The 22,980-nt window shown below is 65.4% G+C and carries 21 protein-coding genes and 1 pseudogene; 13 read left to right on the top strand and 9 right to left on the bottom strand.

The genetic code is table 11. The annotated features are described in order from the left end of the window. Nucleotides 1–21 precede the first annotated feature (21 nt). The 4 genes from LH20_RS06105 to LH20_RS06090 are packed head-to-tail and all read left to right on the top strand — an operon-like array spanning nucleotide 22 to nucleotide 2,771. Complete coding sequence (locus LH20_RS06105; RefSeq protein WP_053553453.1) at nucleotides 22–1,020, top strand: GNAT family N-acetyltransferase; 999 nt, start codon at nucleotides 22–24, stop codon at nucleotides 1,018–1,020. A 5-nt stretch (nucleotides 1,021–1,025) separates the two neighbouring features. Continuing rightward, nucleotides 1,026–1,304 carry an acyl carrier protein gene (locus LH20_RS06100; protein ID WP_053553452.1) on the top strand — a complete coding sequence of 93 codons (279 nt, stop codon included), beginning with the start codon at nucleotides 1,026–1,028 and terminating at the stop codon, nucleotides 1,302–1,304. Nucleotides 1,305–1,323: 19 nt separating this feature from the next. Continuing rightward, nucleotides 1,324–1,992, top strand: a complete 669-nt coding sequence (locus LH20_RS06095) for a hypothetical protein (RefSeq protein WP_053553451.1) — start codon at nucleotides 1,324–1,326, stop codon at nucleotides 1,990–1,992. Next, complete coding sequence (locus tag LH20_RS06090) at nucleotides 1,977–2,771, top strand: hydrolase 1, exosortase A system-associated (RefSeq protein WP_053553450.1); 795 nt, start codon at nucleotides 1,977–1,979, stop codon at nucleotides 2,769–2,771. The genes LH20_RS06095 and LH20_RS06090 overlap by 16 nt, the downstream gene beginning before the upstream one ends. A gap of 37 nt (nucleotides 2,772–2,808) precedes the next feature. Here the strand turns inward: LH20_RS06090 and trxB are convergent, their stop codons facing one another. Further along, nucleotides 2,809–3,774: a thioredoxin-disulfide reductase gene (gene trxB, locus LH20_RS06085; protein WP_053553449.1), complete on the bottom strand. Its 966-nt coding sequence runs from the start codon at nucleotides 3,772–3,774 to the stop codon at nucleotides 2,809–2,811. Nucleotides 3,775–3,866: 92 nt separating this feature from the next. On the opposite strand from trxB, the gene LH20_RS23475 reads away from it, so the two are divergent. Together LH20_RS23475 and LH20_RS06075 are read left to right on the top strand one after the other, a co-directional pair. Beyond that, nucleotides 3,867–4,043, top strand: coding sequence for a hypothetical protein (locus tag LH20_RS23475; protein ID WP_158501109.1), 177 nt, complete (start codon nucleotides 3,867–3,869; stop codon nucleotides 4,041–4,043). Continuing rightward, on the top strand, nucleotides 4,040–4,663 hold the full coding sequence (locus tag LH20_RS06075) for a class I SAM-dependent methyltransferase (protein ID WP_053553447.1): 624 nt from the start codon (nucleotides 4,040–4,042) through the stop codon (nucleotides 4,661–4,663). Before LH20_RS23475 ends, LH20_RS06075 begins: the two co-directional genes overlap by 4 nt. A 4-nt stretch (nucleotides 4,664–4,667) precedes the next feature. On the opposite strand, the gene trhO is transcribed toward LH20_RS06075, so the two are convergent. From trhO to LH20_RS06055, 4 genes are all read right to left on the bottom strand, one after another. Next, entirely contained in the window at nucleotides 4,668–5,414 is a 747-nt protein-coding gene (trhO, locus tag LH20_RS06070; protein ID WP_083455561.1) for an oxygen-dependent tRNA uridine(34) hydroxylase TrhO, read from the bottom strand. Nucleotides 5,415–5,457: 43 nt separating this feature from the next. Further along, nucleotides 5,458–7,470, bottom strand: coding sequence for a GMC family oxidoreductase N-terminal domain-containing protein (locus tag LH20_RS06065; RefSeq protein WP_053553445.1), 2,013 nt, complete (start codon nucleotides 7,468–7,470; stop codon nucleotides 5,458–5,460). A gap of 107 nt (nucleotides 7,471–7,577) precedes the next feature. Beyond that, a complete protein-coding gene (gene dmeF, locus LH20_RS06060; protein WP_053553444.1) occupies nucleotides 7,578–8,486 on the bottom strand; it encodes a CDF family Co(II)/Ni(II) efflux transporter DmeF in 909 nt (302 codons plus the stop codon). A gap of 10 nt (nucleotides 8,487–8,496) precedes the next feature. After that, nucleotides 8,497–8,769 (bottom strand): metal/formaldehyde-sensitive transcriptional repressor, encoded by a 273-nt coding sequence (locus tag LH20_RS06055; protein WP_053553443.1) that lies wholly within the window; start codon nucleotides 8,767–8,769, stop codon nucleotides 8,497–8,499. 99 nt (nucleotides 8,770–8,868) lie between these two features. On the opposite strand from LH20_RS06055, the gene LH20_RS06050 reads away from it, so the two are divergent. The 3 genes and pseudogenes from LH20_RS06050 to LH20_RS06040 form a co-directional block, all read left to right on the top strand. Next, nucleotides 8,869–10,047, top strand: a complete 1,179-nt coding sequence (locus LH20_RS06050; RefSeq protein ID WP_053553442.1) for a vWA domain-containing protein — start codon at nucleotides 8,869–8,871, stop codon at nucleotides 10,045–10,047. A 163-nt stretch (nucleotides 10,048–10,210) separates the two neighbouring features. Beyond that, the gene (locus tag LH20_RS06045; protein ID WP_083455323.1) at nucleotides 10,211–11,017 is read left to right on the top strand and encodes a lipid II flippase Amj family protein; all 807 of its coding nucleotides are present in this window, start codon (nucleotides 10,211–10,213) and stop codon (nucleotides 11,015–11,017) included. Next, nucleotides 11,010–11,852, top strand: a pseudogene (locus LH20_RS06040) (DUF817 domain-containing protein); the annotation flags it as partial. The gene LH20_RS06045 and the pseudogene LH20_RS06040, both read left to right, overlap by 8 nt. 360 nt (nucleotides 11,853–12,212) lie before the next feature. Here the strand turns inward: LH20_RS06040 and LH20_RS06035 are convergent. Genes LH20_RS06035 through LH20_RS06025 form a run of 3 tightly spaced genes read right to left on the bottom strand, consistent with a single transcriptional unit; the run spans nucleotide 12,213 to nucleotide 15,240 of the window. Then, on the bottom strand, nucleotides 12,213–13,460 hold the full coding sequence (locus LH20_RS06035) for a M24 family metallopeptidase (RefSeq protein WP_053553441.1): 1,248 nt from the start codon (nucleotides 13,458–13,460) through the stop codon (nucleotides 12,213–12,215). A 17-nt stretch (nucleotides 13,461–13,477) separates the two neighbouring features. Next, nucleotides 13,478–14,689, bottom strand: coding sequence for an exo-beta-N-acetylmuramidase NamZ family protein (locus LH20_RS06030; RefSeq protein ID WP_053556123.1), 1,212 nt, complete (start codon nucleotides 14,687–14,689; stop codon nucleotides 13,478–13,480). A gap of 2 nt (nucleotides 14,690–14,691) precedes the next feature. Then, nucleotides 14,692–15,240, bottom strand: a complete 549-nt coding sequence (locus tag LH20_RS06025) for a DOMON-like domain-containing protein (RefSeq protein ID WP_053553440.1) — start codon at nucleotides 15,238–15,240, stop codon at nucleotides 14,692–14,694. A 41-nt stretch (nucleotides 15,241–15,281) separates the two neighbouring features. On the opposite strand from LH20_RS06025, the gene tyrS reads away from it, so the two are divergent. Beyond that, nucleotides 15,282–16,508 (top strand): tyrosine--tRNA ligase, encoded by a 1,227-nt coding sequence (tyrS, locus tag LH20_RS06020; RefSeq protein WP_053553439.1) that lies wholly within the window; start codon nucleotides 15,282–15,284, stop codon nucleotides 16,506–16,508. A 74-nt stretch (nucleotides 16,509–16,582) separates the two neighbouring features. Continuing rightward, entirely contained in the window at nucleotides 16,583–16,924 is a 342-nt protein-coding gene (locus LH20_RS06015) for a PilZ domain-containing protein (protein WP_053553438.1), read from the top strand. On the opposite strand, the gene recG is transcribed toward LH20_RS06015, so the two are convergent. Then, nucleotides 16,921–18,987, bottom strand: coding sequence for an ATP-dependent DNA helicase RecG (gene recG / locus LH20_RS06010; protein ID WP_053553437.1), 2,067 nt, complete (start codon nucleotides 18,985–18,987; stop codon nucleotides 16,921–16,923). The genes LH20_RS06015 and recG overlap by 4 nt on opposite strands. Before the next feature lie 172 nt (nucleotides 18,988–19,159). Between recG and LH20_RS06005 the strand changes: the two genes are divergently transcribed. Beyond that, nucleotides 19,160–19,420, top strand: coding sequence for a succinate dehydrogenase assembly factor 2 (locus LH20_RS06005; protein WP_053553436.1), 261 nt, complete (start codon nucleotides 19,160–19,162; stop codon nucleotides 19,418–19,420). Then, nucleotides 19,417–22,911: a transcription-repair coupling factor gene (gene mfd / locus LH20_RS06000; protein WP_053553435.1), complete on the top strand. Its 3,495-nt coding sequence runs from the start codon at nucleotides 19,417–19,419 to the stop codon at nucleotides 22,909–22,911. The genes LH20_RS06005 and mfd overlap by 4 nt, the downstream gene beginning before the upstream one ends. The last annotated feature ends 69 nt before the right edge of the window (nucleotides 22,912–22,980 follow it).

The raw sequence follows: 22,980 nt of genomic DNA, 5'->3' as shown, positions 1-22,980 counted from the left end.
GTGGTGATAGAGCCCTGCGTCATGCAAGGGAACGGTGAACATCAGCCTAATGACAAGGCATTGCCTCCTGCCGCGCGCGGCGCTGGCTTTGCTTCGCCTTTCGACCAGGCGGCCTGGTTCGATCTGCTGACGGCGCATGGCTATGCCCCCGGCGGGCGCGTCAACGCCTGGGGGAGCGCCGGCGAGACGAGAGCATGGCTGCCTCTTCGGATCGAAAGGCCCGGCGCGCTCGCAGGTCTTGGCAACTGGTACAGTTTTTCGGTCCGTCCTCTCTACACCGGTGAGGACAAGCGCGCCGATGCGCTGGCCGACCTCTTCGCCCGGCTTCGCAAAGGCGCGGACCGCCTTACCCTTTATCCCGTTCCCGACGCTGAAAAGCATGGCATTGCCGCGGCCATGCGCGATGCCGGCTGGTGGGTCTATGACGCCCCCAGGGGCGACCGCCACTGGCTCGACCTTGCTGGGCTTGACCATGAGGGCTGGTGGGAGAGCCGCCCCGGCGCGCTTCGCAGCACGGTCAAGCGCAAGGCAAGGAAGGGCGTGGTCGATATCGCGCTCTTCACCGCCTTTGATGGCGCGGCTTGGGCTGCCTATGAAGCGATTTACGCCGCCAGCTGGAAGCCCGAAGAAGGCGACCCCGCGCTCCTCCGGGCCTTTGCCGAGGCCGAGAGCGCGCGCGGCACCTTTCGCATGGGGCTCGCGCGGATCGCTGGCGCACCGGTTGCAGCGCAGTTCTGGACGGTCGAGGACGGCACCGCCTTCATCCACAAGCTCGCGCATGTCGAGGACAGCCTCAAGGCCTCGCCCGGCACCCTCCTCTCGGCGGCGCTGTTTCGTCATGTCATCGAGGTCGACCGCGTCGTGCGCGTCGATTTCGGCACCGGCAATGACGCCTACAAGCGCGACTGGATGAACCGGCACGAGCCCTTGTGGCATATCGAGGCTTTCAATCCGTCGCGCATCGCGGCATGGGGGCCCGCACTCAAGGCTTTTGCGCGCTCGGCGCTCGGGCGCGCGTGAAGGATATGCTCGTGACCGATACCCCCGCCACCGCCGTCGATGCCACCCTGCGCGCGCTGCTTGCCGATGTTCTCGGGCTCGGCGAAGCCCGCGCCGCCGCGCTCACCGATGACAGCGGCCTTTTCGGCGAGCTTCCCGAATTCGATTCGATGGCTGTTGCGACCGTGCTCACCGAGATGGAGGACCGGCTCGGCATCCTGATCGACGACGATGAGGTCGACGGGGAGATTTTCGAAACCTACGGCAACCTGCTCGCCTTTTCGGTGCGCAAGGTCGCCGGCTGAGGCGAATCGCGTCGGGCGCATGAGCGAGCATCACTTGCGCATAGACCCCGCCGGCACCCCCCGCGCGAGCGTCCTTTTCGTCCCGCCGCTCTTTGAAGAAGCGAACCGCACCCGGCGCACGCTGGTCCTTGCGATGCGCGCACTTGCGGCCGAAGGCCTCGCTACGCTCCTGCCCGATCTTCCGGGGCAGAATGAAAGCCTTGTTCCCCTCGTCGAGGTTGACCTCGCGCGCTGGCGCGCCGCGCTCGCAGAGGCCGCAAGCGAGGTCGCCGGCCCGCTGATCATCGCCTCGCTGCGCGGCGGAGCGCTGATCGACCATGCGGCCCCGGCCGCGGCGTGGTGGCGCCTCGCGCCTGCAAGCGGCGCCTCGCTTCTTCGCACCCTGCTTCGCGCCCGGGTGTCGGCCGATCGCGAGGCGGGGATCGCCTCGAGCCTTGCGAGCCTCGAAGCCGAAGCGGCGGCAGCCCCGCTCCTCCTCGCCGGCAACTTGCTTTCGCCCGCGATGATTGCCGACCTTGGCGCGGCCGAGGCGCAAGCCGTCGAGCCGCTGCGCAGTGTCGCGCTCGGCGCAGACGGCATCGCCGGCACCCCGCTGTGGCTGCGCGCCGAGCCCGGCGAAGATCGGGACATGGCGCAGGCGATCGCAGCCGACATCATCGCATGGAGCCGGTCATGCGGCGTCATCTGAGCTTTGATTGCGAGGGCGCAGCACTTGCCGCAACGCTCGATGAAGCGCCTGGAACCACCGGGCTTCTGATCGTCTCGGGCGGCAATGAAATTCGAAGCGGCGCGCACCGCGGCATGGCGATGCTGGCCCAGCGGATTGCCGCGGCGGGTCATCCGGTTTTCCGCTTCGACCGCCGCGGGGTTGGCGACAGCGAAGGCGAAAATCGCGGGTTCGAGGCGAGCGGGCCCGACATCGCGGCTGCGATCGCCGCCTTCCGCGGCGCCGCTCCGCACGTCACCCGCATCGCCGCCTTCGGCAATTGCGACGCGGCGAGCGCGCTGCTCCTCCATCGGCCCGCGGGGATCGACGCGCTGCTCCTCGCCAATCCCTGGACCTATGAGACCGGCGGCGACGAGCAGGCGGGGGATACGCCCGCGCTTCCGCCTGCCGCGGCGATCCGCGCGCGCTATCTTTCGCGGCTTAAGGATCCGAGGAGCCTCCTGCGCCTGCTCAAGGGCGAGATCGATCTTGCAAAGCTGTGGCGCGGCCTCTCGTCGCTCGGGCGGCGCAAACCGCCCGCAGCGCCGGACAGCCTCGCAGCCCGCCTCGACGCTGCGCTCGCGGCGCTGCCCTGCCCTGCCACTATCCTCCTCGCGACAGGCGACCGGACAGCGCAGGCCTTCCTCGAGAATTGCCGCCCCGGCGCGGCAGCCGTCGAGCGGCTCGAGCGCGCGTCGCACAGCTTCGCAGGCGCTGACGCCGACTGGCTGGCGGCGCAAATATTGGCCCGCCTCCGCTAAGCGCGGCGCGCGCTCTCAGTCCCCGGGGCGCACGCTCTTAAGCGTCGACCATTGCGTGATATTCGGCCTCGGCGAGGAAGCGCTCGGCATCGAGCGCCGCCATGCAGCCCATGCCCGCCGCGGTGACCGCCTGGCGGTAGACTTTGTCGGTGACGTCGCCGGCGGCGAAAACCCCGGGGATCGCCGTTAGCGAGGTACCCGGCGTGACCTCGAGATAGCCGTCGGCATCGAGCGGCAGCTTGCCCTTGAAGAGTTCGGTCGAAGGGCTGTGGCCGATCGCGACAAAGCCGCCGTCGGTGGGCTCGTGGCTCGCCTCGCCGGTGACCGTGTCGACAAGGTCGACCCCAACCAGCCCTGCGGTGCCCTCGCCTGCGACGAAACGCTCGACCTTCTTGTTCCATAGGATCTTGATCTTCGGATTGGCGAAGAGACGGTCCTGGAGGATCTTTTCGGCGCGCAGCGAATCGCGGCGGTGAATCAGCGTCACATCATCGCTGTGATTGGTGAGGTAGAGCGCTTCTTCGACCGCGGTATTCCCGCCGCCGATCACCACCACCTTCTTGCCGCGATAAAAGAAGCCGTCGCACGTCGCGCAGGCCGACACGCCCTTGCCGCCGAGTTCCTGCTCGCCGGGGACGCCGAGCCATTTTGCCTGCGCGCCGGTCGCGATCACCAGCGTTTCAGCGAGATAGACATCACCGCCGTCACCGGTGAGCCGGAAAGGGCGCTGGCCAAGGTCGACGTCGACGATCGTGTCCCAGATCATGCTCGTGCCGACATGCACCGCCTGCGCGGTCATCTGTTCCATCAGCCACGGGCCCTGGATGACCTCGGCGAAGCCTGGGTAATTTTCGACATCGGTCGTGATGGTAAGCTGCCCGCCCGGCTGAAGCCCCTGGACAACGATCGGCTGCATCCCCGCGCGCGCGGCGTAGATGGCGGCCGAGAGACCGGCGGGGCCGGACCCGAGAATGAGCATCTTGGTGTGGTGCGTGTTGGGCATGACGATCCTTTGCGGCCCTGTGCCGGAGCGAAGAGATGGGTGTTGCCAATCGCGCTAGCAAGGGACACCTTGCGCGCCAAGGGGGAGAGCCGGTGACAGCGAGGGATGCACCCGAAAAAAGAGCACGCCTTCGCAACTGGAAGTTCGTCGCTGCGATCATCACCGCGCTCGCCGCAGCGCTTGCGGTCTACATCCTGGCTGAGGCGGGCGCTGGCGGAGCGATCGTCGCGGGGCGGCTCGCGAAGAGCACGGCAGGAGAAAAGCGATGAGCAGCTGGTGGGAGCGTCACGGGGTCCCGCGCCTCATCAAATGCGCCTGCTCGCAGGGGCAGATCATGAAACTGCGCAGCGAGGTCGTGCCGCAAGCGGCGGGCGACGTGCTCGAGCTTGGCTGCGGCGGCGGCATCAACATGGAATTTTATGAGCCCGCGCGGATTACGGGTTTCAGCGGCCTTGATCCCTCGCCCGAACTGCTCGCGATGAGCCGGGCGGCCGCCAAGGCGCGCGGCATCGAGGCCGATATCAGGGGCGGCATCGCCGAGGCGATGCCGTTTGAGAGCGATCGATTCGACACTGTCGTCACGACCTTCACCCTCTGCTCGGTCGCCGACCAGGCTGCGGTGCTCGCCGAAATCCGCCGCGTGCTGAAGCCAGGCGGGACCGCGCTTTTTCTCGAACATGGCGCCGCGCCCGATTGCGGCGTCGCAAAATGGCAGCGGCGGATCGAGCCCCTATGGAAGCGGATTGGGGGCAATTGCCACCTCACCCGCCCCATATCTAAGGCCTATGCCGGCGCGGGCTTCGCGGTCGAACGCCGCGGCGCACGCTATACGCCGAGGACCCCCCGACCCTTTGGGTGGGTCGAATATGGGACTGCCCATATTCGCTGATCTTTCATCGAGGAGGGTCCTGCCCGTCCTTTTCTCCTATTTCGACGAGCCCGTGGCCAACGCTGACGCGCTCGTCGAAGACGAAGCAGCTCCCGTGCCAGCGGCTCTCGATCGCGGGAACCTGCTCAAGATAGGCGAGGATGCCGCCCTTGAGGTGAACGACATCCTCGACGCCCTCGCTCCTCAAGAAGGCCGTCGATTTCTCGCAGCGGATGCCGCCGGTGCAGAACATGGCAATGCGCTTTCCCGCGAAGCGCTCGGCGTTGGCCCGCCACCAGTCCGGAAATTCGCCAAAGCTCCTGGTATGAGGGTTAAGCGCGCCTTCAAAGCTGCCATAGCCCACCTCGAAATCGTTTCGCGTGTCGATGAGCACCGTGTCCGGATCATCGACAATGGCGTTCCAGTCGGCAGGCGCGACATAGGGCGCGGCATCGCGCGCCGGATCGATCCCGGCGACCTTCATGGTCACGATTTCCTTCTTGAGGCGCACCTTCATCCGCTGGAACGGCATGGCGGCGGCCGCGGAATATTTGACATCGAGTTCAGCGCAGCCCGGAAGCGCGCGGATATGGGCAATCACGGCTTCGATCCCCTCCGCGCTCCCGGCGATGGTCCCGTTGATCCCCTCGCGGGCAAGGAGCAGCGTCCCCTTGATCGCCTGTTCGGCGCAAAGTTCGATCAGGGGCTGGCGCAGCCCGGCAGGATCGTCAAACGGGGCGAAACGGTAAAGGGCGGCAACGGTAAAGGTCATGGCGCCGCCCATAGCGGCGCGCACGGCTGAACAAAAGCCGCCGTCAGCGGAAAGGATCGCCCCTTCCCGTGGCGTAATGCGCCATCGCCATCGTCGTCCACTGCGCGTTGACGCGAATGCAGCTGGGAAAGACGCTCGCATCGGTCACGAGCACGTTCGTCGTTCCGTGAACGCGGCACGCAGGATCGACGATGCCATGTCGGGGATCCTCGTGGATCGCGTTGCCGCCGTGCGGGTGGCTGCTCGAGAGGGTGACGTCGTCGGATTCGCGAATGGCGCTTTCGAAGAAGCCATCGATGTCCATGTCGGGCGTGACCGTCTGCCCGACCGTGAGCGCCGGGTAGCATTCGAGCGCGCCAGCTGCAAAATGCACCTTGGTGAGCGTCGCCATCGCGCGCCGCAGCACGGGAAGATCGGCATCGCGGTCGAGCTGGAATTTGAGCTTGCCGTCCTTCACCCGCCCCCGGCGGTCGGCAGGGAACAATATACCTGCCGAGTGGACGCGGCCATAATTCTTCATTCGCGCGCTATGGTCGGCAAACCATCCGGGCATGAGCGAGGCCATCGACATCGGCGGCTGGAAATGGCTCTCGAGCAGATAATCGCCGCAGTCGACATAGCTCGACATCTGGTCCTCGTCCCAGGCATCGCCGCCGGCGCCTTCGCCCATCAGGGCGACGACCGGCGAGGCGACATTGAGCGATATGTTGCGGCCCGTGCCCGCGATATCGCTGCGATCGAGAAGCTTCGATGAGGCGATGGTGCCGGCGGCAACGATCACGCCGACCCGGGCGCGCACGAGCGCCTTCGACCCGTCGGGAAGGACCAGCCGGACGGCTTCCGCCTCGCGCCGCCCATCGATGGCCGTCTGCCAGATGATCCGGTCGGCCTTGGTTCCTGGAAGGATGCGCGCGCCGAAATCGCGGCATGCCTCGGGAAGATAGGTCTGCGCCATCCCCATCCGCCGGCCATAGGCGCATCCAGAATTGCAATAGCCGCAATAGGCGCATGCGGTCGCGGTGCCGGGCGGACCGAAATTCTTCGCAAACCAGTCGGCGACCGCGCGCTGCTGCCTGGGGTCCTGCGAGGCCGCCGCATAGGCCGCCCAGCCATTCAGCAGATGGGGGCCATTGTGGCGCCCGCTGCGCGGCTCGATCCTTGCAATGCCGAGCTTTTCCTGGACCGCGTCATAGCTTGCGTGAAAGGCCGCAGCATCGATCGGCGCCCCCATGCTCGACCAGCGCGCGAGGACATCGGGCGCATCGGGATGCGTGCGCCCTGCCTCGTTCACACGCAGACAGATGCCGTTGTTGATCGTCGAGGATCCGCCGACGCAGCGCCCCTGGAACACGACGAAGTCGCGGTTGGTCGATGTTTGGAGCGCGCCATGTTTGAAGAGCTCTGCAACCATGTCGAGTTCATGGTGGGTGATATGGTGCGAGGGATAGAAGGGCCCGGCCTCGACGATCAGCACCTTGTAGCCCTGCGCTGCGACATTATAGGCCGCGACGGCGCCCCCCGCCCCCGATCCCACGACGATCACGTCATATTCGGGCGCGATATCGGCGGCGCCGAGGACATGCGCGGGATCGATCTCGCGCCCGTCGATGCGCGTGATCGGCATCTCGCCTGCGCCCCGCTGGCGGAACTTCGGGAGGGTAAAGCCGATCTGGGCGTGGACCGGGTTCGCGGCATTGGCATCCTGGTCCCCGGGCTCCACGCCCGGCTGCCAATGACCATAATAGCAGGCGTAGATGATACCCCTCAGCCGCGCCATGTCCTGAAAAAGATCAATCTGGCTGTTCTGGAGCCGGTCCCGAATGCGCTTTGCGCGCGTTTCGACGCGCGAGGCGGCAAAAAGCGGCCCGAGCACGATCTCGGTCGCGGTGAGCGACAGCCGGATTTCGTCGAGCTTCGTCCCGCCGACCTTCGCGAACAGGTCGCAGACATTGGCAACCACCTGATCGGGTGAAATCACCATTTCGGCTTCATGGAACAGCGCCTCGGTCAGCGCCTTCAAGAATTTGAGCTGCCCGAAATTGAACGGTGCCGTCATCGCCTCACCCCTGTTGCCCGTTATGAAAGATGCAGGCTTATAGCGGGTCAAGGCAAGGCGTATTGTACCGGATCGCCAGCAACGCGGACCGGAAAAAGCGTGCGCACTCAGCGAACTGCGATCGTGAGATGCGCAAGATGAAGGTCCGCAAGGCAGCTTCGCAGCTGCGAAGGGGCGCTGTCTCCCTCGACCTCGACAATCGCAGCGCGCGCCTGCGGACCCACACGCCAGACGTGAAGGTCGATGAGGCGCAGGCCGCTGATCGAGCCGATCCTCTCGCGCAGCGCCTCGGCCAGTTCGGCGTCGGTTTCATCGAGAAGGATGGCGGCGGTGTCGCGCATCAGGCTCCATGACCAGCGCGCGATGACGAGTGCGCCGATAATGCCCATCGCAGGGTCCATCCACCAAAGCCCGAGGTAGCGCCCCGCGAGCAAGGCTGCGATCGCAAGGAGCGACGTCAGTGCGTCGGCGAGGACGTGGAAATAGGCCGAGCGCAGATTGTTGTCATGTCCATGGCGATGCCCCCCGGCTCCATGATCGTGATCGTGATCGTGATCATGCCCGCCCATCAGCATGAGCGCGCTCGCGATATTGACCGCAAGTCCGAGCGCCGCGACCAGCGCGGCGCTCATGAAATCGACGCGCACCGGATCGAAGAGGCGCAGGACCGATTCGACCGCGATCCCGATCGAGAAGATGCCGAGGATCAGCGCGGAGGCGAAGCCCGTGAGGTCGCCGACCTTGCCGGTTCCGAAGCTGAACCGCGGGTCGTGGCGGTGGTTCTTCGCATAACGATAGGCAAGTGCCGCAAGCCCGAGCGCCCCGGCGTGGGTCGCCATGTGGAAGCCGTCGGCGAGAAGCGCCATTGACCCCGTCCAATAACCCGCGGCAATTTCTGCCACCATCATCACCGCGGTGAGCGCAACGACCCAAAGCGTGCGCCTGGCATTGTCGTCGTGCGACGCGCCAAGAAAATCGTGAAGCGGCTGGGCCGCGGCGGATTCGCTCTCGGACATCACCCGCTCCCTATTTCGCGTAGCGGCGGATGACCGCCAGCAGTTCGTCGGCGCCCGCGGCGCGCTCGGCATCGCTAAGGCCCGGAAGCGCAACATGCTCGGTCAGATGTTCGGCGATCACTTCGTCAAGCAATCCATTGACGGCGCCCCGCACCGCGGCGACGCGGTGAAGGACGGTCGCGCAGCTTTCATTCGCCGCGAGCGCCTTTTCGACGGCAGCGACCTGGCCTGCAATGCGGCGCACGCGGGCGAGGAGTTCGGGACGGGTGGCAAGATGGCTCATACCATACCCCCCTATACTATAGGGGCGCTCTTCTCAAGCTGAGTTTCCGTTTACGTAAAGCAGTTGCGTCGGCCCGCGGGACGGGTTACGCCGCTATCCATGTTTTTCGGCTTTCTCGACGAGCTGCGGGCCGCAGGCATTCCTGCCAGCCTAAAAGAGCATCTGATGCTGCTGGAGGCGCTCGACCGCGAGGTGATCGACCGCAGCCCCGAGCAATTCTACTATCTCTCGCGCGCCATCTACGTGAAGGACGAGGGGCTGCTCGACCGCTTCGACCAGGTGTTCAACAAGGTCTTCAAGGGGCTCATCACCGATTATGGCCAGAACCCGGTCGATGTGCCCGAGGAGTGGCTGAAAGCCGTCGCCGAGAAATATCTCACCCAGGAAGAAATGGACGCGATCAAGTCGCTCGGCTCGTGGGACGAGATCATGGAGACGCTGAAGAAGCGGCTCGAGGAACAGCAAAAGCGCCACCAGGGCGGCAACAAGTGGATCGGCACGGGAGGCACCTCCCCCTTCGGAAACTCGGGCTACAACCCCGAAGGCGTGCGGATCGGCGGCGAGAGCAAGCACAAAAGGGCGCTCAAGGTCTGGGAAAAACGCGAGTTCCAGAACCTCGACAACACCAAGGAGCTCGGTACCCGCAACATCAAGATCGCGCTGCGCCGTCTTCGCAAGTTCGCGCGCGAAGGCGCCGCCGACGAGCTCGACATCCCGGGCACCATCGACGGCACGGCGCGGCAGGGCTGGCTCGATATCCGCATGCGCCCCGAACGGCGCAACGCGGTGAAGCTCCTCCTCTTCCTCGACGTCGGGGGCTCGATGGACCCCTTCATCAAGCTGTGCGAGGAATTGTTCAGCGCCGCGACCAGCGAATTCAAGAATCTCGAATTCTTCTATTTCCACAATTGCCCCTATGAGGGCGTGTGGAAGGACAACAAGCGCCGCTGGTCCGAGCGGACGCCCATGTGGGACATCCTCCACAAATATGGCCATGATTACAAACTGGTATTCGTCGGCGACGCGTCGATGAGCGCCTATGAGATCAGCCATCCGGGCGGCAGCGTCGAGCATTTCAACGAAGAGGCGGGCGCGGTGTGGCTGCAGCGCATGACCAATGTCTATCCCGCCGCCGTCTGGCTGAACCCCGTGCCCGAGGCGCATTGGGGCTACACCCAGTCGGTCAAGATGATCAAGCAGCTGATGAACGAGCGCATGTATCCCCTCACTCTTGCGGGGCTCGACGATGCGATGCGCGAGCTGACGCGAAAGCATTGACGGCGCTGGCCTGCGCGCTACCCCCTTCTACCATATGTCTCGCATCCGCTCGCGCTGAGCGTTCCGGGGCGACCGCTCTCCTCTCACGCCCGGAGGAGACCGTCTCCGGGGCACGTTCGAGGTGGGCGGGCAAGGAGAATGTTACGCTCGAAGGACCCGGTCGATGATCGACCTCCCCCTCGTCATCATCCTCGCGCTCACCGGCTTCATCAACCTGATCGGCGCGCTGGCCTATGCCGCGCGGATCGCGGGCGTGCGAACACGGCGGATCGCGATGTCGTTCGCGCTGTTCAACATCCTCGTGCTCTTCTCGCGCACCTCGAACAGCTTTCTGGGTCCCTTCCTTGCAAAACGGATCGAGACGCGAATCCATGATGGCACCGGCGTCTCGCTGTTTCTTGACATGCAGCTCGTTCTCGCAGCGGCAAGCCTCGCCACGCTGATCGGCATCTTGCTCGTCCCGACCGGACAGCGGATATTTGCCGCTGCGATCGGCTGGTATCAAAACAATCGCTCGACAACGAAGCTCGCGCTCAAGGCGGCAAGCCCTGCGGGGCTGCGCGCCCTGCGCCAGTCGCTGCGCCTCCCGAGCCTTGCCCACCTAAAAGGCTGGCATATGCCGCGCGGCATCGGCTGGGGCGTTCTCATCGCCAATTGCCTTGCGCAATCACTCCTCGCGGTCGGCGTGGTCGCGTCGCTTTACGCAGGCTACCTTGCGCCCGAGTTCCGCGTCACCGCCTCGCAGCTATCGGCCCTCATCAACGGCTTTGCGACGATCCTGCTCTTCGCCTTTATCGACCCGCAGCTGTCGGTGATGACCGACGACGCGGTCGAAGGGAAAGTCGACGAGGCCGATTTTCGCCGCGCGATCACCTTCATTTCGCTGAGCCGGCTCGCCGGCACGATTCTCGCGCAAGCCCTGCTCCTCCCCGCCGCCTCATTGATCGCGCTGGTCGCCGTCCATGTCTGAGCCGCGCCGCGCCCATTCGCGCTTCTACCGCGTCCGCGCCCGGCTCGAGGCGATGGCCGTCGAGCCCGGACCGCGCGGCTGGTTTCTCGAATTTCTCGTCTTCGGCTTCAAGCAGGGCTGGGCCTGTCTCTTCGGCGCGCTGATGCTGGCGCTTCTGCTCGCGACCCATCTTTTCTGGCCTGATGATGCGCCGCTTCACCGCTACGATGCGATTACGATCGGCGCGATCCTGATCCAGCTCTCGATGCTCGCCTTCCGCCTCGAGACGCCGAAGGAGGCCATCGTCATCCTCCTTTTCCACATCGTCGGCACGGTGATGGAGCTTTTCAAGACCGCCGCGGGGTCGTGGCAATATCCCGAGGCGAGCCTCCTTCACATCGGCGCCGTGCCGCTCTTCTCGGGCTTCATGTACGCCGCGGTCGGCAGTTATATCGCGCGTGTGTGGCGGATCTTCGATTTTCGCTACACGCACTATCCGCCCGCCTGGACAAGCTACGCCCTGGCCGCGGCGATCTATGTTAATTTCTTTGCGCACCACTGGCTGCCTGACATCCGCTGGCTCCTGTTCGCTGCGACCGCGCTGCTTTTCTGGCGCTGCCAGGTCTGGTTCCGCCCGCTCCATATCCACCGCCGGATGCCGCTTCTCCTCGGCTGGGCGCTCGTCGCACTCTTTATCTGGTTCGCCGAGAATATCGGCACGTTCGCCCGGGCCTGGACCTATCCCAACCAGGAGAGTGGCTGGCAGATGGTCGGGATCGCCAAGCTCGGCAGCTGGTATTTGTTGATGATCATCTCATTCGTATTGGTCAGCCTTGTCCAGCGGCCGAGGGTGCCCGGCGCACCAGGGAGGAAGGCGGCGCCGTTTCTTGATCCTGAAGCCGGCTGGATCGTGACGATCGACAATCATGCCCTCACCGTAACCGGTCCTGAAGGGGAAACAGGGGCCTGTCCGCCATCCGACATTTGCAGCATCGCCATCGAGACGAACGATAGCGGCCCCTGGGGGATCGACCTTTGGTGGCATTTCCTCGGCGCCGATAATCAGGTGAGATTGACCTCTCCCCAGGGTGCGGCCGGGGAAGACAGGGTCATGGACTGGGTCACGGCCCTGCCCGGCTTCGATCATGCCAAGATGACGGCCGCGATGCGTTCGACCGAAAAGGCTAGATTCGTCATTTGGCAGCAAGAAAGCGCGTCAGCCGAGCGGCCGGTCGAATGAAAGCGGCGGCTCGCTGAACCATTTCGGCCCGCTTTCGGTCATGTAAAAGCAATCCTCGAGGCGAATGCCGAACTCGCCGGGAATGTAGATGCCAGGCTCGTTCGAGAAGCACATGCCCGGGGCGAGCTTCGTCGTCTCGCCGCGCACCAGGTTGACGGGTTCGTGGCCATCGAGCCCGATGCCGTGCCCGGTGCGGTGCGAGGTGCCGGGAAGCTTATAGCCGGGGCCGTATCCGAGACTTTCATAATAGGTGCGAACCGCGTCATCGACCGCCCCGGCTGGAACGCCGATCTTCGCAGCCTTGAAAGCGACGAGCTGGCCCTTGCGCATTTCCTCCCAGACCTGACGCTGGCGCGCCGTCGCGGCCCCGTGCACCCAGCTTCGCGAAACGTCGGACTGATAACCGTGGACGTTGCAGCCGCAGTCCATCAGCACGACTTCGCCCTTCCGCACCCGCTGCGGCTTGCCGCTTCCGTGAGGATAGGCGCTCGCCTCGCCGAGAAGAACGAGCGCGAATTCGGGTGAGCCGCCAAGCGCCCTGGTCGCGCCGTTCATGATCGCGCCGATGTCGGCGGGGGTCATCCCCGCCTCGACGCGCGGCGCGGTGTAGCGATAGGCCGCGATGGTGATATCGGTTGCAAGCTGCATCAGCGCGATCTCGGTCGCCGACTTGATCATCCGGCATCCCCGCACGACCGGAGCGCCATTGACCACTGCGACACCGGGCATCGCCTTTTCGAGACCGTCGACCGCGAAATAGCGCACCGTTTCTTCAACGCCGATCCGGCCCTTGGCGAGCCCGCGCCTCGCAAGCCATGCCGCGACGACTCCAAGCGGATTTTCATCCTCGTCCCAGGTCAGCACCTCGGCTTCGACGCTGAGGCTCTCGCGAACCGAAGGTTCCTCGAAGAAGGGCGTTATGATCGCAACTTCACCCTCGCGCGTCAGCACGGCCGCGGTGAGCCGCTCGCTGCGCCACCAGTGAACGCCGGTGAAATAGATGAGGCTTGCGCCCGGCTCGATGAGCAGCGCGTCCATATCGTGCGCGCGCAGCAGCCCTGCCGCCTTGGCGAGCCGGGCCTTAAGCTCGTCGGCGCCGATCGGCTGCGCATCCTTCGCCATGTTGGGAAGACCTGCAAAATCATCCGCTGCCCGGCTGGCAGCGGGCAGGCTTGCTGCAAGTCCTCCTATGGCTGCCACGCCCATGAATTGCCGCCGATGCATCGTCATATTCTTTGTCCTTACTCGCCGCGATAAAGCAGCAGATCTTCGATCGTCTCGCGCCAGGATGCCTCGTCACGCACGGCCAGGGCGTCGAGGTCGCCCGCCTCGGCGCCGGCGTCGTCGACCCATTCGCGCAGCAGCGGCGAGCCGTTGATCACGTCGATCGCGAGCACGCCCTCGGTATATTCATATTTGAAATCGGTGCCGCGCCAGATCCGGTAATCGGGGTAGAGCCTGCGGATCGCCTTGAAGGCGAGCGCCTGCACGCGCCACGGCCGAAACGCGGCATGGTCATACCAGGGCCCCTCGGCATGGATGTGGACGCCGCTGTTGAGCGCGCCGACATGCTTGTGGAAGGTCGGCTGGAACCAGATATCGCGCAGCTTGCAGCCGGCGAGCCAGGCGGGCGCAAGCCGCTGCATCTCCGCGATCACCGCGCGCGCGTCGATGTCGGGGGCCCCGAACAGCTCAAGCGGCCGCGTCGTCCCCCGCCCTTCGCTCAGCGTCGCGCCCTCGACCATCACCGTTCCCGCATAGGCGCGCGCCATGTTCACGTTGGGCGCATTGGGGCTCGGATTGATCCACGCGCGCTCCTGCGGCCAACCGAAACCGGGCGCGGCATCGGGGGCCCAGCCTTGCATTTCGATCACGCGGTAATCGACCTCGAGCCCGAAATGGCGGATGAACCAGTGACCCATCTCGCCCATCGTGAGCCCGTGACGCATCGCCATCGGCCCCGCGCCCACGAAGCTTTCCCAGCCTTGGCGCAGCAGCGTGCCTTCGACCGGGCGTCCGGCGGGATTGGGCCGGTCGAGCACCCACACCGCCTTGCCATGCTCGGCTGCAGCCTCGAGCACATAGAGTAGGGTGGTGATGAAGGTGTAGATACGGCAGCCGAGATCCTGGAGATCGACGAGCATCACATCGAAGCTCTGCATCGCCTCACTCGAGGGTCGCCTCGCCTTTCCATATAGGCTAAAACATGGAATCCCGTACACCGGATCGGTAAAGTCGGGCGACTCCATCATATTGTCCTGAAGGTCTCCCCGCACGCCGTGCTGCGGACCGAATACGGCCGTCAACTTGACGCCCGCGGCCACGAGGGCATCGAGGCTGTGCGTCAAGTCTGCGGTGAGCGAGGCGGGATGCGCGAGCAGCGCAACGCGCTGTCCCTCCAGCGGTTTGCGAAGCGCGGGATCGGTGAGCAGGCGGTCGATGCCGAACAGGATCGTCATGCCTGGTCCGGTGCCCCAAGCGTCAGCGTAAAGCAATCGGGATGATGGAAATCGGGTTTGCCCGGCGGGTGCGCGAGCGCCCAATAGCTCTTGGTGCCGTCGATCTCCTCGATCACGGCAGAAAGCGCAAGCTTGCTGCCGCGATCGGGAAAGATGCCGGGTTCAATGCGCAGCCGATAGCAGTCGGGCGCGCGCTCGGCCGCCATGTCCCAGGGCGCGAGATCATCCGAACCGAGAAGCGAGCGATAATCGTCGAACTGGTAGCAGGCCCAGCGGCCATCGGGCGCATAGTTGAACTCGGTATAGTCAGGCGTGTCGTCCTCCGTGAGGAAAGCCTCGAAACAGGTGCTTTGCCACAGGCCATCGGTCGGGCCATCGGCCATCACGAGCTGCCCCTCGCCTTGAGGCAGCACGATGCGATCGATCAGGCCCTCGACGATGAAGCAAAGCACGAAGCCCTCGTCGAAGGAAAGGCCGACCTCGGCGCGCACCGAGGCGACCGCGCTTGCAGGGGTTGCCGGGTGGCATTGCAGTTCCGCGCGCATGCTATCCAAATCGCAAACCCCATGCTAAGCGCCCGCGCGCTATGACGACTTACAAATCCGACCTGCTGCGCCTGCTCGATGAGCGAGGCTATATCCATCAGATGACCGATGCGGAAGGGCTCGATGCGCTTGCCCAAAAGCAGATCATCCCGGCCTATATCGGCTTTGACGCAACCGCGCCCAGCCTCCACGTCGGCAGTCTCGTTCAGATCATGATGCTGCGCCGCCTGCAGCAGACGGGACACAAGCCGGTCGTGCTGATGGGCGGCGGGACAACGCGCATTGGCGATCCGACGGGACGCGACGAAAGCCGCAAGATGCTGTCGGATCAGACGATCGAGGACAATATTGCCTCGATCCGCACGATCTTTGAGCCCTTCTTGACCTTCGGCGAGGGGCCCACCGATGCGGTGATGGTCAACAATCACGACTGGCTCGGCAGGCTCGGCTACATCGAGCTGCTGCAGGAGGTTGGAACGCATTTCACGATCAACCGCATGCTCACCTTCGACTCGGTCAGGCTGCGGCTCGATCGCGAGCAGCCGATGACCTTTCTCGAATTCAACTACATGATCCTTCAGGGTTATGATTTCCGCCACCTGGCGAAGGAAATGGGCGTGCGTCTGCAGATGGGCGGATCGGACCAGTGGGGCAATATCGTCAACGGCGTCGAGCTTGGCCGCCGAATGGATGGCGCTGAGCTCTATGGCCTCACAACCCCGCTTCTTACCACGGCTGCGGGCGCCAAAATGGGCAAGACGGCGGCCGGCGCCGTCTGGTTAAATGCCGATCAATTGTCCCATTTTGACTATTGGCAATATTGGCGAAACTGCGACGACCGCGACGTCGGGCGCTTCCTGAAGCTCTTCACCGACCTCCCCCTCGACGAGATTGCGAGGCTCGAGGCACTTGAGGGCGCAGAGATCAACGAGGCGAAAAAGATTCTCGCCAATGCCGCGACCGCAATGTGCCGCGGCGCCGAGGCAGCGCAGGCGGCCGCCGAGACGGCGGCGCAAACCTTTGAAAAGGGGCACATCGGCGGCGACTTGCCGCAGGTTACCGCGCCTGCCGAGGGACTGCGCATCCTCGATGCGCTGCGCGAACTCGGCTTTGCCGCCTCGAACAAGGAGGCGCGGCGCAAGCTTGAGGAGGGCGCGGTGAAGGCCGGCGGCGTCGTGATCCGCGATCCGCACCACCTCGTCCGGCCCGAGGGCGAGCCCATCCCGGTCAGCCTTGGCGCCAAGAAGCACGGCCTTGTGACGCGATAAACCCAAGAGCGGATATTTACCGATTCTTAGCGGATTGGAGTCGATCTTGGCGCTCAGACCAGCAAGGGTATGCTATGCGCAAGATCGACACCAACAAGGCCCATTATGTCGGGCTCGACCAGCGGCTCTCGCCGCGCAGCGACGTCTATTGCCGCCTGCCCTTCGTCATGCCTGACGGCCGGCAGGAAATGTGCACCTGCGTGAACATCAGCGCCGACGGCCTCCTGATGCGCTTCGAGCGCAGCCTCGAGCCCGGCGATATGGTGGTCTTCCGTATGCCGATCATCGGGCGCACCGCAGCCAAGGTGATCTGGTCGCTCGGCGGCAAGACCGGGGTCCAGTTCGACAAGATGATCGCTGTCGAGGATTATCTGCCGATGCTGCGCGCGATGGGCGCGCGCGGGGATCTCAACTAGCCGCTTCGCAGGAGCGGCACGGCCGCATCGCGCTCAAAGAGATAGAGGCAGAGGCGCACCGCCTCGCTGCGTGGCCCCTCCATGCCGCCGTCGCGCTCGACGAAGAGGCGCGCGTCATCATGGGCAAGCGGAAGCAGGCGCACGAGTTGCTCCGCCGCCGCGAGCCGGTAATCGGCCTCGCCCGATTGCTTGAGACCGAGCAGTTCGCCCCCGCCTCTCAGTTCAAGATCCTTCTCCGCGATCACGAAGCCGTCGCTCGTGTCCCGCATCAGCGCGAGGCGTTCGCGCGCGGTTTCGGAGAGGTTCTGCGAGCGCAGCAGCAGGCAGACCGACTTCGCCGCGCCGCGCCCGACGCGCCCGCGAAGCTGGTGAAGCTGGGCGAGGCCGAAATTCTCGGCATGTTCGACGATCATCAGGCTCGCCGATGGCACATCGACCCCCACCTCGATCACCGTTGTCGCGACGAGAACGCCGATCTCGCCCGCTTGAAAGCGCGCCATCACCGCATCCTTGTCAGGGCCTTTCATCCGGCCGTGGACGAGCCCGACCCGGGTCTCACCAAGGCGCTCGCGCAGCAGTGCTGCGCGCGCCTCGGCGGCCGCGAGCTCGCTCGCCTCGCTTTCGGCAACGAGCGGACACACCCAATAGGCCTGCGCCCCGCCCGCAAGATGGCGTTCGAGCCCGCTCACCACCTCCTCGAGCCGGTCGACCGAGACGACGCGCGTATCAACAGGGGTGCGACCTGGCGGCATCTCGTCGATCCGCGACACGTCCATCTCGCCATGGTTGGCAAGGAGCAAGGTGCGCGGAATCGGGGTCGCCGTCATGACAAGCAAATGGGGCGGCCGCTGCCCCTTGGAGGTCAGCATCAGCCGCTGCGCGACCCCGAAGCGGTGCTGCTCGTCGACGACGACAAGCGCCAGATCCTTGTAGGTGACCGCCTCCTGGAAGATCGCGTGGGTGCCGACAAGAATGTCGATGCTGCCGTCGGCGAGCCCCATCAGGGTCGATTCGCGCGCCCTCCCCTTGTCGCGGCCCGTCAGGATGGCGAGGTTGACGGGCAGGCCGGAAAGCATGCGCTGCAAGGTGGCATAATGCTGGCGCGCCAGGATTTCGGTGGGTGCAAGGAGCGCCGCCTGCGTCTTTGCCTCGACCGCCGCCAGCATCGCGCGGAGCGCGACAAGCGTCTTTCCCGAGCCGACGTCGCCCTGCAGCATCCGCAGCATCGGGCGATCCTGCGCCATGTCGCCCGCGATTTCGCGCCCGACGCGCTTCTGCGCGCCCGTCAGCCCAAAGGGCAGCTGCAGTCTGCTTGCCAGGCGCCCGTCGCCGACGATCGCGCGGCCCCTGCGATTGCGAAGCCCCTCCCGGATCAGCATCAGCGCAACCTGGCTTGCAAAGATCTCGTCATAGGCGAGCCGGTCGCGCGCGGCCTCGTCGCGCGGGCTTGCATGCGCCCGCGCCACAGCCTCGTGCCAACCGGGCCAGCCCCGCGCGGCGAGCAGCGGCGCGTCGATCCATTCGGCAAGGTCGGGCCGCCTCTCGATCGCGACGGCGGCGAGCTGTGACAGCCGCGCGTTGCTCAGCCCTTCGGTCAGCGGATAGACAGGCTCGTGAACCGCGATGGCGGTTTCGTCGCCGGGTTCGGCGACCTGATCCGGATGCACGATCTGCCGCATGTGGCCGTAAAGATCGAGCCGCCCGGACACTCGCCGCTTCTCGCCCAGGGGAAAGAGCTTGCGCGCAAGACCCGAGGTGCGTCCGAAATAAACGATCCGGACATGATCGCCCGCGCTGTCGAACGCCTCGACGCCAAAGGGCGCGCGCGGCGAGCGACCGGGACGATAATCCTTTGCGGTCAACTCGACGATGATCGTCTGTCCCGCCTGCGCATCGCTGAGCCTTTCGACGGGCACGCGCGAGATCAGGCCCGTGGGCAGATGGAACAGCACGTCGACGACGCGCTCGAGCCCGAGCCGGGTCAGCGGCTTGGCGAGCTGCGGCCCGACGCCCTTGAGGTCGGTCAGCGCGGCAAAGAGCGGGTTGAGGATTTCGGGACGCATGGCTAGGGCGTGTCTAACCTTTAACCCTTGGTCTTGCCCAGCCCCTCCTCTGCGTCAGCATTTCCGTGCAGTCGAGGCGCCCGCCGGTGCAGCGCAGGGCCGATAGGTGCCACCGCCTCGCTCGCGCCGAACGAGACCGGACGATGTTCACGACCACTCAAGAAGAACCGCCATGCAAGATCGCCTGAAACGCCTGAAATTTCGTGCCTGGCACCGCGGCACGCGCGAGGCTGACTATATGATCGGCGGCTTCTTCGACCGCTATGCGTCCGAATGGGGCGAGGACGAACTCGCCTGGTTCGAGGCCGTGTGCGAAGAAGATGACGTCGATATCATGGCCTGGGCGCTCGGCACCGGGCACCCCCCGGCGCACCTCGACAATCCGCCGCTGATCGCAGCGATGCGCCGACTGGACTATATCCCGCTGCCATGACGCACCCCGCCGCCGATATATTCGCCGCCATCGCGTCGGCATCGGCGCCGCTCACGCTCGCCCGCGCGGCAGAGGGCTTCCTGCCGCTCCTGCTCGCCGACCTCGCGCGCGCCAGCGACAAGCGGCTGCTTTACGTCGCGACGGACGACGCCGCGATGCAGGCGGTGGCAGACGCCGCGCCTTTCTTTGCCCCTGACCTTGTCGTTCACCGATTTCCGGCATGGGACTGCTTGCCCTACGACCGTGCCGGACCATCGATGCGCGTCAGCGCTGACCGGCTCGCGACGCTTTCGGCGCTGCAAGCGCCGCCGAAGCGCGGCGAACTTGTTCTTACCACCGTTGCCGCGATCACCCAGCGCACGCTCACACCTTTCAGGATTCGCCAGCTCACGACGCGCCTGGCGCCCGGACAGCGGATCGACCGCGACGCGCTTGCCGAACTGCTCGTTGCGAATGGCTTCAACCGCGTCGACACGGTCGCCGATCAGGGCGAGTTCGCGGTGCGCGGAAGCCTCCTCGACCTCTTTCCGGCGGGGGAGGAAAATGGCCTTCGCGTCGATTTCTTCGGCGACGAGATCGAAAGCATCCGGCGCTTCGACCCCGCCGACCAGCGCAGCCTCGGCCCCGCCGAGGCGCTGCAATTGCTTCCCGCCGCCGAAACGCTGCTCGATGAGACAACGATCAAGCGCTTCCGCTCGCGGTACCGCGAAATCTTCGGGGCGCAGGCAACCGGCGATCCGCTCTACCAAGCGGTCAGCGAAGGACGGCGCCAGGCTGGCATGGACCATTGGTTGCCGCTCTTCGAGGAGCGGCTCGCGACATTGTTCGACCATCTCGATCCTGCCACCCCCGTGCTGCGCGGGCATCGCACCGATGCGACCGCCGAGACGCGATTCGATGCGATCACCGACTATCATGCGAACCGCGTCGCTGCCGAACGCGAGCAGGCGGGCAGCGATCGCCCGCTCGCGCCCGAGGCCCTCTATCTGACCAGCGACGAATGGGCCGCGGCCGAAAGCGCGCGCCCCGTCCACATCGTCTCGCCTTTCGACGTTCCTCCCTCGGCAACGGTGATCGACCTTGGAAGCTTTGCGGCGCGCGATTTCACGCCCGAGCGCACCGCTGACCTCAATGTCTATGACAAGGTCGCCGACCACCTGTCGGACGAGCGCCGCAAGGGGCGCAAGACCATCATTGCGAGCTACTCAGGCGGCGCGCGCGAACGGCTCTCGGGCCTGCTGCGCGACCATGGGGTCACCTCGCTTGCGGCAGCTGACAGCTGGCAGGAGGCGCTCGGCATCGCCTCGTCGGAGAGCGGCGGCGCAACCGCGATGGTCGTCCTGCCGCTTGATCATGGCTTCGCGGCGGCCGGGGTCAGCCTGCTTACCGAGCAGGATATCCTCGGCGAGCGCCTCGTCCGCCGCCAGAAACGCCGCAAGAGCGCCGACGCCTTCCTTGCTGAGCTTGCAACATTAAGCGTCGGCGACCTCGTCGTTCACCTCGATCACGGCATCGGCCGGTACGAGGGGCTGACCTCGATCCCCGTCGGCAACAGTCCGCACGACTGCGTCGCGCTGAGCTACGCTGGCGGCGACAAGCTCTACGTTCCCGTCGAGAATCTTGACGTTCTTTCGCGCTATGGGGGCGAGAGCGAGGGCGTCGCGCTCGACAAGCTCGGCGGGGAAGCCTGGCAGCGCCGCAAGGCGCGGATGAAGGAACGCATCCGCGAAATCGCGGGTGAACTGCTCGCGACTGCTGCCCAGCGCGCGCTGCGTCCCGGTGACGTTCTCGCGCAGGACAGCGCCTATCCTGCTTTCGCGGACCGCTTCCCCTACCAGGAAACCGACGACCAGGACCGCGCGATCGGCGACGTGCTCGCCGACCTCGCCTCGGGCCGCCCGATGGACCGCCTCGTTTGCGGCGATGTCGGCTTCGGCAAGACCGAGGTTGCGCTACGCGCCGCTTTCGTCGCGGCGATGGCGGGGGTGCAGGTCGCGGTCGTTGTTCCCACGACGCTGCTCGCGCGCCAGCATTACACCAATTTCGTCGAGCGCTTCAAAGGCTTCCCGGTCAATATCGGGCGCCTGTCGCGGCTCGTCCCGGCGAGCGAGGCGCAAAGGACGCGCGACGGCCTCGCCAGCGGCCAGATCGACATCGTCGTCGGCACCCATGCGGTGATCGCGAAGTCGGTCGCGTTCAGGAAACTCGGGCTCGTCATCGTTGACGAGGAGCAGCGGTTCGGCGTCGTCCACAAGGAAAGGCTGAAGCAGCTCAAGGCCGACGTCCATGTTCTCACGCTTACCGCAACCCCCATTCCGCGTACCCTGCAGATGGCGATGTCGGGCCTGCGCGAACTCAGCGTCATCCAGACGCCGCCGGTCGACCGCCTCGCCGTGCGCACCTACGTCGCGCCCTGGGACCCTGTGGTCATCCGCGAGGCATTGCTGCGCGAACATGACCGCGGCGGGCAAAGCTTCTTCGTGACCCCGCGCATCAAGGACTTGCCAGACATCGAGGAATTCCTGCGCACCCGCGTGCCCGAGATCAAATATGTGGTCGCGCACGGGCAGATGGCACCGGGCGAGGTCGAGGAGCGGATGAGCGCGTTTTATGACCGCAAATATGATGTGCTCGTCTCGACGACGATCGTCGAGAGCGGGCTCGACATTCCAAGCGCGAACACGCTGATCGTCCACCGTGCCGACCGGTTCGGCCTTGCGCAGCTATACCAGCTGCGCGGCCGCGTCGGGCGCTCGAAGACGCGCGCATATGCCTATCTGACCACGCCCGAAGGCGGCGCGATCACCGATACCGCAGAAAAGCGTCTGAAACTCCTCGGCGACCTCGACACGCTGGGAGCGGGCTTCCAGCTTGCAAGCCACGATCTCGATATTCGCGGGGCCGGCAATCTCGTGGGCGACGAGCAATCGGGTCATATCCGCGAGGTCGGTTTCGAACTCTATCAGTCGATGCTCGAAGAGGCGATCCTCGTTGCCAAGGCCGAAGGCATGGGCGCCGCGCCGCCGCGCGAGGCCCTCTCGCCGGTCATCACCGTCGACGCGCCAATCCTCATTCCGGAAGATTATGTCCCTGACCTTCCGCTGCGCATGGCGCTCTATCGCCGCCTCAATGAGGCCGAGGATCGTGCGGGCCTCGATGGATTTGCCGCCGAGATGATCGACCGCTTCGGCCCGCTCCCGCCCGAGACTGCAAACCTCATTCAGCTGATGGAAATCAAGGCGAACGCGAAAGCCGCTGGCATCGCGAAGCTCGACGTGGGCACCAAGGGGGCGCTCGTGAGCTTCCATGGCGATGAATTTGCGAATGTCCCCGGACTCATCGCCTATGTCGAACGGCTGAAGGGCCGCGCGCGCCTTCGGCCCGACAATAAATTGTCGGTGAGCGGCGAATGGGCAAGCGCGGGCGCGCGCCTCAACGGTGCGCTCCAGTTGTCGAAGGGACTCGCGAAGCTTGCGCGGCAGGCGCCATAGACGCCTTGGGCGTCTTTCCGCTCGCGCAGGAGCGCGCCGATCAGAGCCCCTTCGGCGGCATGGACAATG

The organism is Sphingopyxis sp. 113P3 (assembly GCF_001278035.1).
Classification (GTDB): Bacteria; Pseudomonadota; Alphaproteobacteria; order Sphingomonadales; family Sphingomonadaceae; genus Sphingopyxis.
This window is presented reverse-complemented; position numbering and strand designations above follow the sequence as displayed.